This window comes from Streptomyces katrae (assembly GCF_000966975.1).
Classification (GTDB): domain Bacteria; phylum Actinomycetota; class Actinomycetes; order Streptomycetales; family Streptomycetaceae; genus Streptomyces; species Streptomyces katrae.
This window is the reverse complement of the sequence record NZ_JZWV01001270.1, coordinates 1-8,818: the sequence shown is the minus strand read 5'-3', so window position 1 is coordinate 8,818 and position 8,818 is coordinate 1. Positions and strand designations below refer to the sequence as shown.

The 8,818-nt window shown below is 75.5% G+C and carries 8 protein-coding genes and 1 pseudogene; 5 read left to right on the top strand and 4 right to left on the bottom strand.

The genetic code is table 11. From position 1 onward, the window contains the following. The first annotated feature begins 222 nt into the window (after window positions 1–222). The 4 genes from VR44_RS36060 (at window position 223) to VR44_RS36045 (ending at window position 5,105) form a co-directional block, all read left to right on the top strand. Window positions 223–1,422, top strand: coding sequence for a thiolase family protein (locus tag VR44_RS36060; RefSeq protein WP_045951877.1), 1,200 nt, complete (start codon window positions 223–225; stop codon window positions 1,420–1,422). A gap of 178 nt (window positions 1,423–1,600) precedes the next feature. Next, window positions 1,601–3,040: an aldehyde dehydrogenase family protein gene (locus tag VR44_RS36055; protein ID WP_045951876.1), complete on the top strand. Its 1,440-nt coding sequence runs from the start codon at window positions 1,601–1,603 to the stop codon at window positions 3,038–3,040. A 159-nt stretch (window positions 3,041–3,199) separates the two neighbouring features. Then, on the top strand, window positions 3,200–3,610 hold the full coding sequence (locus tag VR44_RS36050) for a thioredoxin family protein (protein ID WP_045951875.1): 411 nt from the start codon (window positions 3,200–3,202) through the stop codon (window positions 3,608–3,610). 43 nt (window positions 3,611–3,653) lie between these two features. Further along, window positions 3,654–5,105, top strand: coding sequence for a dihydrolipoyl dehydrogenase family protein (locus VR44_RS36045; RefSeq protein WP_045951874.1), 1,452 nt, complete (start codon window positions 3,654–3,656; stop codon window positions 5,103–5,105). Window positions 5,106–5,120: 15 nt separating this feature from the next. On the opposite strand, the gene VR44_RS36040 is transcribed toward VR44_RS36045, so the two are convergent. Both VR44_RS36040 and VR44_RS36035 read right to left on the bottom strand, forming a co-directional pair. Then, window positions 5,121–5,873 (bottom strand): SDR family NAD(P)-dependent oxidoreductase, encoded by a 753-nt coding sequence (locus VR44_RS36040; RefSeq protein ID WP_045951873.1) that lies wholly within the window; start codon window positions 5,871–5,873, stop codon window positions 5,121–5,123. Between the two features lie 221 nt (window positions 5,874–6,094). Continuing rightward, window positions 6,095–6,757 (bottom strand): annotated as a pseudogene (locus VR44_RS36035) (phosphoribosyltransferase); the annotation flags it as partial. Window positions 6,758–7,043: 286 nt separating this feature from the next. Here VR44_RS36035 and VR44_RS36030 point away from each other — a divergent pair. Beyond that, window positions 7,044–7,808, top strand: coding sequence for a metallophosphoesterase (locus tag VR44_RS36030; RefSeq protein ID WP_045951871.1), 765 nt, complete (start codon window positions 7,044–7,046; stop codon window positions 7,806–7,808). Here the strand turns inward: VR44_RS36030 and VR44_RS36025 are convergent. After that, window positions 7,781–8,098 carry a DUF2087 domain-containing protein gene (locus tag VR44_RS36025; protein WP_094192139.1) on the bottom strand — a complete coding sequence of 106 codons (318 nt, stop codon included), beginning with the start codon at window positions 8,096–8,098 and terminating at the stop codon, window positions 7,781–7,783. The two genes, VR44_RS36030 and VR44_RS36025, sit on opposite strands and share 28 nt — an antisense overlap. Before the next feature lie 98 nt (window positions 8,099–8,196). Next, the coding region (locus VR44_RS36020; protein WP_107072584.1) for a hypothetical protein at window positions 8,197–8,818 on the bottom strand (622 nt) is incomplete at its 5' end.

The following is an 8,818-nucleotide window of genomic DNA, read 5'->3' as shown; positions in this document are numbered from 1 at the left end:
GGCCACCCCCGGCCCCGCCCACCACAGCACCGCCCAGCCCTCCGCAGCCCCCGCCCCCCTAACCGCCCGGCCAGGGCAAGGGGCGGGATACCGTTGACACGCAGTGACACCGCGGCGGAGACTGCGGGCGCGCCCCACCGGGCGTGCCCGGTGGTGTGGTCCGGTGCCCACATCGGCGCCGGCGGCGCCGCCGATCGTACGGAGTCGCCCAGGAGAGCCCCCATGAGCATCCGCACCGTCCGCGACGTCTACGTCGTCGACGCCGTCCGCACCCCCATCGGCAAGTTCGGCGGCGCCCTCGCCGGAGTCCGCCCCGACGACCTCGCCGCGCACGTCGTCCGCGCCCTCGTCGACCGGACCCCCGACCTTGACCCCGCCCGCATCGACGACGTGGTCTTCGGTGACGCCAACGGCGCGGGCGAGGACAACCGAGACGTGGCCCGCATGGCCGTGCTCCTCGCCGGGCTGCCCGTCACCGTCCCCGGCGCCACCGTCAACCGCCTCTGCGGTTCCGGTCTCGAAGCCGTGATCCAGGCGGCCCGCGCCATCGCCCTCGGCGACGCCTCCGTCGCCATCGCGGGCGGCGTCGAGTCGATGACCCGCGCCCCCTGGGTGGTGCAGAAGCCCGAGCGCGCGCACCCGGCCGGGCACCAGCAGATGTGGTCCACCACCCTCGGCTGGCGGATGACCAACCCCCGCATGCCGGCGGAGTGGACCGGCTCGCTCGGCGAAGGCGCCGAGCTCATCGCGGAGAAGCACGGCATCACCCGCGAGGCCCAGGACGCCTTCGCCCTCGACAGCCACCGCAAGGCCGCCGCGGCCTGGAACGCCGGGCTGTACGACGGCGAGGTCGTCCCGTACCCCGGCGTGGACCTGCAGCGCGACGAGTGCATCCGGGAGTCCTCGACCCTCGAGGCCCTCGCCCGCCTCAAGCCGGCCTTCCGGACGGACGGCACCGGCACCGTGACGGCCGGCAACGCCTCGCCCCTGAACGACGGCGCCGCAGCCCTCCTCCTCACCGACGAGGCGGGCCTCGCCGCCACCGGCCGTGAGCCGCTCGCCCGGATCAGCGCCTCCGCCGTCACCGGCATCGAGCCCCAGTTCTTCGGCCTCGGCCCCGTGGACGCCGTCCAGCGCGCCCTCGCCAAGGCCGGCCGCGACCTCTCCGGCCTGGCCGCCTTCGAACTCAATGAGGCCTTCGCGGCGCAGGCGCTGGGCTGCCTGGCGGCCTGGCCGGAGCTGGACCCCGCCGTGGTCAACCCGCGCGGCGGCGCCATCGCGATCGGACACCCCCTCGGCGCCTCGGGCGCACGGCTCGCGGGCTCGGTCGCCCACCAGCTCGCCGCGGCGGGCTCGGGCACGGGCATGGCCGCACTGTGCATCGGCGTCGGCCAGGGCATCGCGCTCGTACTGGAACGCTGAGCCACGCCCCGCCCGCACGAAGCTCCGGCCGGACCTCACCCGGCCGGAGCGATCGTTTCCGGACAGGGAGGGCGCCAACTGCCCAATAACTGAACAGAATCCGGAGTCCCCGGTCTGGCACGATGGCGCCTGCCACCGCAGCCCCCCGCCCCGCCCACCCCTCCGGAGGCCCCGCGCCATGCCGCTGCTCGATCCGACACTCTGGCAGGACGGACCCACCCTCACCGGTGGCACGGCCCCGGTCGTCGAACCCGCGACCGGCCGTACCCTCGCCACCCTCGACCTGGCCGCCCCCGCCGACGTGGCGGAGGCGGCCGTACGGGCGGCGGCCGCGCAGTGCGACTGGGCGCGGGCCACCCACATCGAGCGGGCGGCCGTGCTGCGCCGGGCCGGGGACCTGTTCGCGGCGCACGCCGACGAGCTGCGGGAGTGGCTGGTCCGGGAGTCGGGCTCGATACCCGGAAAGGCGGACTTCGAACTGCACGTCGCCGCCCAGGAGTGCTACGAGGCCGCCGCCCTGGCCTCGCGGCCGGCCGGACAGGTGCTGCCCAGCGAGGCGCCCCGGCTCTCCTACACCCGCCGGGTCCCGGCGGGGGTGGTCGGGGTGGTGGCGCCGTTCAACGCCCCGCTGATCCTCTCCATCCGCTCGGTCGCACCCGCCCTCGCCCTCGGCAACGCCGTCCTCCTCAAGCCGGACCGCCGGACGGCCGTCTGCGGCGGCCTCGCCCTGGCCGCCGTGTTCGCGGCCGCCGGGCTCCCGGCCGGGCTGCTGCACGTCCTGCCCGGCGGGGCCGGGACGGGCGCCGCCGTGGTGGCCGACCCGCGCGTGCGCGTCGTCTCCTTCACCGGGTCCACCGCCGCCGGCCGGTCCGTCGGCGAGCTGGCGGGCCGTCACCTCAAGCGCGCCCACCTGGAGTTGGGCGGGAACTCGGCACTCGTCGTCCTCGCCGACGCCGATGTCGAGGCCGCCGTCGCGCAGGCCTCCTGGGGTTCCTTCTTCCACCAGGGCCAGATCTGCATGACCGCCGGACGCCACCTCGTCCACGCCTCCCTCTACGACGAGTACGTGGAGCGCCTCGCCGCCCGCGCCGAGGCGCTCGTCGTCGGCGACCCCCACCGCGAGCGCGTCCACCTGGGCCCGCTGCTCGACGGCACCCAGCTGGAGCGGGTCCACGGCCTGGTGGAGGGGAGCGTGGAGCGGGGGGCGAAGCTCGTCGCCGGGGGGACGCACGAGGGCCTGTTCTACCGGCCGACGGTGCTCGCGGGCGTCTCCGACGACACCCCCGCCTACACCGAGGAGGTCTTCGGCCCGGTGGCACCCGTACGCTCCTTCACCACCGAGGACGAGGCCGTGGAGCTGGCCGCCGCCGGCCCGTACGGGCTCTCGCTGGGCATCGTCACCCGCGACGCGGCACACGGCCTGGAGCTGGCCGGACGCATCCCGACCGGTATCGCGCACGTCAACGACCAGACCGTGAACGACGAGGCGGTGGCCCCCTTCGGCGGGGTCGGCGCCTCCGGCACGGGTGCCCGGTTCGGCGGCGAGGCCAATCTGGACGCCTTCACCGAACTCCGCTGGACCACCGTCCGCCGGACCCCGCCCGGCCACCCCTTCTAGGACCTCCGGGGCCGAAGCGGAATGCCACGGGGCGGCCGTTCGTTCCAGCAGGGCAAGCAGAACGCAGACCCAAGCAGAACGCAGACCGCAGAGAACGCAGCGCAGGACGTACGGCGGTGCGGCGAAGCGGAGACGCAGCGACCAGGAGGTCAGGAAACCGTGGCTACCGTCGAGCTCACCAAGGAGAACTTCGACCGGACGGTCAGCGAGAACCCGTTCGTGCTGATCGACTTCTGGGCGGGCTGGTGCCGCCCCTGCCTCGCCTTCGCCCCCGTCTACGAGAAGGCCTCGGAGGCCAATCCCGACCTGGTGTTCGCCAAGGTGGACACCGAGGCCCAGCAGGAGCTGGCGGCGGCCTTCCAGATCACCTCGATCCCGACCCTGATGATCGTCCGGGACCAGGTGGCCATCTTCGCGCAGCCCGGCGCCCTCCCGGAGGCCGCGCTCACCGACCTGATCGGCCAGGCCAGGGCCCTCGACATGGACGAGGTCCGCCAGAAGATCGCCGCGCAGCAGAAGACGGCGTCCGGCGAGGGGCAGGACGGGACCCCCGGCACGCCGGAGGGCTGAGCTTGCCGGACGCGGCCCCCGTCCCACGGGGACACTGGACGGCATGACCGAACCGGTGGAGTACGACGTCGTGGTGCTCGGCGGGGGCCCGGCAGGCGAGAACATCGTCGACCGGACCCGCGCCGCCGGGCTGAGCACGGCCCTGGTGGAGAGCGAACTCGTCGGCGGGGAGTGCTCGTACTGGGCCTGTGTCCCCAGCAAGGCCCTGCTGCGCCCGGCGCTGGCCCGCGCCGACGCCCGCCGGGTGCCCGGCCTGGCCGGGGCCGTCTCCGGGCCGCTCGACGCCGAAGCGGTGTTCGCCCACCGCGACTACTGGACGGGCGACTGGAAGGACGGCGGCCAGGTCGACTGGCTCGACTCCATCGGCGCCCACCTGTACCGGGGCCACGGCCGGCTCTACGGCATCCGCAAGGTCGCCGTGACCAGCCCCGAGGGGGTGCACCACGTGCTCTCCGCCCGGCACGCCGTCGTCGTCGCCACCGGTACGCGGCCCGTCCTCCCGGACCTCCCCGGGCTGCACGGGGCCGGCGCGTGGACCAGCCGCGAGGCCACGTCCGCCCGGCACGTCCCCGGCCGGCTGCTGATCGTCGGCGGCTCCGTCGTCGCCTGNGTCGTCGCCTGCGAGATGGCCACCGCCTGGCAGGCCCTCGGATCGCAGGTCACCGTCCTGGTGCGGGGCTCCGGGCTGCTGCCGAGGATGGAGGCCTTCGCCGGGGAGCTGGTCGCCGAAGCCCTGACCGCGGCCGGCGCGGTCGTCCGTACCGGGGTGGCCGTCGAGGCGGTCGTACGGGACGGGCCCACTGGCCCCGTCACCGTGGTCCTGGAGGGCGGCGAGCTGCTCGAGGGCGACGAACTGCTGATGGCCACGGGGCGCGCCCCGCGTACCGAGGACATCGGGCTCGACACCGTCGGACTGACCCCCGGCGACTGGATCGGCGTCGACGACGGCTGCCGGGTCAACGGCCACGACTGGCTGTACGCCGTCGGGGACGTCAACCACCGGGCGCTCCTCACCCACCAGGGCAAGTACCAGGCCCGGATCGCCGGAGCCGCCATCGCCGCCCGCGCGGCCCGGGGGAGCGGAGCCCCGGCGCCGGACACCGCCCGCTGGGGCCCGTACGCGGCCACCGCCGACACGGAGGCCGTACCGCAGGCCGTCTTCACCGAACCCGAGGCGGCGGCGGTCGGCCTGACCCTGGCGGAGGCCGAGCACTCCGGGCGCCGGGTGCGCGCCGTCGACTTCGACCTCGGCAAGGTCTCCGGCGCCGGCCTGTACGCCGACGGCTACCGGGGCCGGGCCCGGATGGTCGTCGACCTCGACCGGGAGGTGCTCCTCGGCGCCACCTTCGTGGGCCCCGGCGCCGCCGAGCTGCTGCACGCGGCGACGGTCGCCGTCGTCGGGGAGGTCCCGATCGGCCGGCTCTGGCACGCGGTGCCGGCCTTCCCGACCATCAGCGAGGTCTGGCTGCGGCTGCTGGAGGCCTACCGGGGCTGAGACCCCGCCGGGGCCTCAGGTGCGCAGGTAGGAGGCCCCGTTGACGTCCAGGACCGCGCCCGAGCTCCACCGGGCCTCGGGCGAGGCCAGGTACAGCACGGCGGCGGCGATCTCCTCGGGCTCGGCGACCCGGCCGAACGGGCTCTGCGCGCGGATCCGCTCGCCCTCCTCGCCCTGGAGCCGGCCGGAGACCCGTTCGGTGGCCACGAAGCCCGGAGCCACGGAGGCCACCGTGATGCCGTGGGGTGCCAGGGAGACGGCCAGGGACTGGCCGAAGGCGTGCAGGGCCGCCTTGGTGGCCCCGTACGCGGGATGGTCGGGCTCGCCGCGGAACGCGCCGCGCGAGCCCACGTTGACGATGTGGCCCGGCCGGCCCCCGTCGATCATCCGGCGGGCCACGCAGTAGCTGACGTCGGCCGCGCCGAACAGGTTCACGGCGGCCGTACGGCGCCAGGCCGCCTGCCAGTCCGCGTACGAGGTGGTGGGCAGGGGGTGTGCCACCATCGCGGCGGCGTTGTTCACCAGGACGTCCACCCCGCCGAGGGCGTCGGCGGCTTCGGCCACCAGGTCCTCGACGCGCGCCGGGTCGCCGAGGTCGCCGGTGACGAGCACGTGGCCCTCGCCGTCCAGAGCGGCCAGGGTCTCGCGGGCGTCGGCGTGCGGGGCGGAGGCGTGGACGGCGACCCGGTCGCCCTGCCGTGCGAACGCGGCGGCGACGGCCCGCCCGATGCCCCGGGAGGCGCCCGTGACCAGTACGCCCCGGCTCATACCGCACGCTCCCCGAAGGGCGTGGAGGGAATCACGGACCGGTACATGGGAACTCCTTCGGCGGCCGGCTCGGGCCGTCCTCCGGCCCGCTGACCACCCATCTGATCATGAAGTCACCCCGCCCTCACCCGAATTCCGTCCACCCCCGCGCCCACCCTCCGCCGCGCTGCCGCCCACCCGCACCCGGACCAGGGGGCCCGGTGCCCGCGGTCCCGTCAGGGTGCGGTGCCGGGGCCGGCCGCCGATCGTGCGAGTACGGCGACGACCTCCTCGTCCGAGGTCTGGGAGAAGTCGCGGTACCACTCGCCGACGGCGCGGAACGCGGGCTGTACGGAGGGGCAGACCACCTCGTCCGCCGCCCCGCGCAGCGCGGTGACCGCCTCGGGCGGTGCCACGGGGGCGGCCAGTACCACCCGTGCCGCCCCCGAGGCGCGGGCGATCGCGCAGGCGGCCGCGGCCGTGGCACCGGTCGCGATCCCGTCGTCCACGACGATCACCGTCCGCCCGGCGAGCGGCACCCGCGCCCGGCCCTCCCGGTAGCGCGCGGCCCGCCGTACGAGCTCTGCCTCCTCCGCCCGCTCGACCGAGTCGAGGTCGGCCCGGGAGGTACGGCTGCGCCGGACGATGTCCTCGTTCAGGATCCGCACCCCGCCCTCGCCGATGGCGCCGAACCCCAGCTCCTGGTGGCCCGGGACGCCGAGCTTGCGGACCACGATCACGTCGAGCGGGGCACCGAGGGCCCGCGCCACCTCGTACGCGACGGGCACCCCGCCCCGCGGCAGCCCGAGGACCACGGGGTCCGCGCCCGCCAGGTGACGCAGCGCGTCCGCCAGCACGCGCCCCGCGTCCGCGCGGTCGCTGAACACCCGGCCGGTGAAGGACATGACGGCTCACCCCGTCCCGGGATCGGAACCCTTCGAACGATGCCCCTTCGAACGAACCCCATCCGCGGCCGTCCCGCAACCGGGGGCAGGGGGGCCGGGCCGGGCGCGGGGGCAGCCCGCCCGCGGGACCCTGGCCCCCAGGGGTCCGCGGCTGCGGCAAGGGCACCCCCACCCCCTCCCGCCTGGTCGGATAGGTTGAACGGGCATTCCCCGCGCGGCGGGTGACAGACCGTCACCACGTCTCCCGCGGGGCGGTCCCGTACCCGCGATGGAGGAGACACCGTCCGTGATCGTGATAGCCCAGCTCAGTGACGTCCACTTCGACGGAGGCCCCCGCGCCGCCGAGCGCACCCGCGCGGTGCTGGAGTACCTGGACGGTCTCCCGTACGACCTGGACGCCGTCCTGGTGAGCGGGGACATCGCCGACAACGGGACCGCGGCCGAGTACGAGCAGGCCCGCAAGCACCTCGTGTCGCGGCACCCGGTGGTCGTCTGCCCGGGCAACCACGACGAGCGCACCGCCTTCCGGCGCGGCCTGCTGGGGGAGGAGGACCCGTCCGCCGGGCCGGTCGACCAGGTGGTGCGCGGCGAGGGCTTCGTCCTGGCCGTGTGCGACTCGTCCGTCCCCGGCGAGCACCACGGCCGCCTGGAGGACTCCACCCTGGACTGGCTCGACGGGATCCTCACCGGGACCCCGCACGAGGTGCCGGTCCTGGTCGCCTTCCACCACCCGCCGGTCGAGCTGCACACCCCGTACGTGGACGGCATCCGGCAGTTCGGCGAGGAGCGGCTCGCGGCCCTGGCCGGACGCCACCCCCACCTGCGCGCCTTCCTCTGCGGGCACGCCCACACGGCCGCGGCGACCACCTTCGCGGGCCTGCCGCTGCTGGTCGCGCCCGGCGTCACCTCCACCCTGCGGCTCCCCTGGGAGGCCCCGGCGGGCCCCGACGAGCACGTGTTCCTCGACGAGCCGCCGGCCGTGGCCTTCCACGTGCTGGGGGAGGACGGGCGGCTGACGACCCACTACCGGGTGGTGGTCGCCCGCCGGTAGCTGCTGCCGTCCCGGGTCCGGATGAGGTGTCCCGAGGTGATCAGGTAGCGCCGCAGCGCCGAGCAGTCCTCGTGCACGGTCCGCAGGGCGTCGTTCACCTCGGGCTCCGAGTACTCCCGCTCCGGGGCGAACAGGGTGTCCGTCAGGTGCGCCAGCAACTGCTCGCGGCGCGCGGCCTTGCGGGGGATGGCGACGAGACGGCCGCCGGAGAACAGGTCGGACACCCCGCGCGGGGTGCGGGGCGCGGACGGCTGGTCCGCCGCGCCCTGCTGATCGGTGATCTGTGACATGCCCCCGAGCTTCACCCGCCCCGCCGCCACGGGCAACGCAATATCCGCCCCCGCCCCCGTGGACCGGACCACGGCGGCGGAGGCGGACCGGACGGCCGTCAGGGCGTGACGGTGATCTGCTGGGCGGGGTCGGTGGTGTCGGAGACCAGGTAGACCGCGTTGAAGGTGGACGAGGTCGCGCTGGTCGGGCATCCGAAGCCGCCGGTCACCGTCACCGGGACGGACGCGTTGGTGAAGGTCAGGCTGGAGGGCGCGCCGTTGGCCCAGCTGCCCGGGACGCTCGCCGGGCCGCCGGGGGCCGCGGTGACCGTACAGGTGGCCAGGCCCGTGGTGTGCACGACCAGGCCCCCGGTGGGCACCGTCATCGTCGCGGTGATCGGCGAGCCGTTCTGCATGGACACCGACCAGGAGCCGCTCGTGGTCACGGTCGGGGTGACGCCCGGCATGCTGGACGTGCAGGAGCTGTAGGTCGGCGGGGAGATCGGCGAGGCCACCGCCCCGGCCGGGTTCTGGTTGCCGGGGGCGGCCGGCACCGAACCGGTGGAGACGGAGACCGAGCAGGTCACCGTGACCGAGCCGGCCTTGAGGGTGGCCTTCCCGGTCAGCGCGGCCTTGAAGGCGTGCCCGGCCGGGGTGACGGTCGTCGACCCGGCCAGCGGTGACGGAGCGGCGCTGGCGGTGGTGGAGGCCACCGTCAGGGCGGCGGCCGCCGCCATGCCG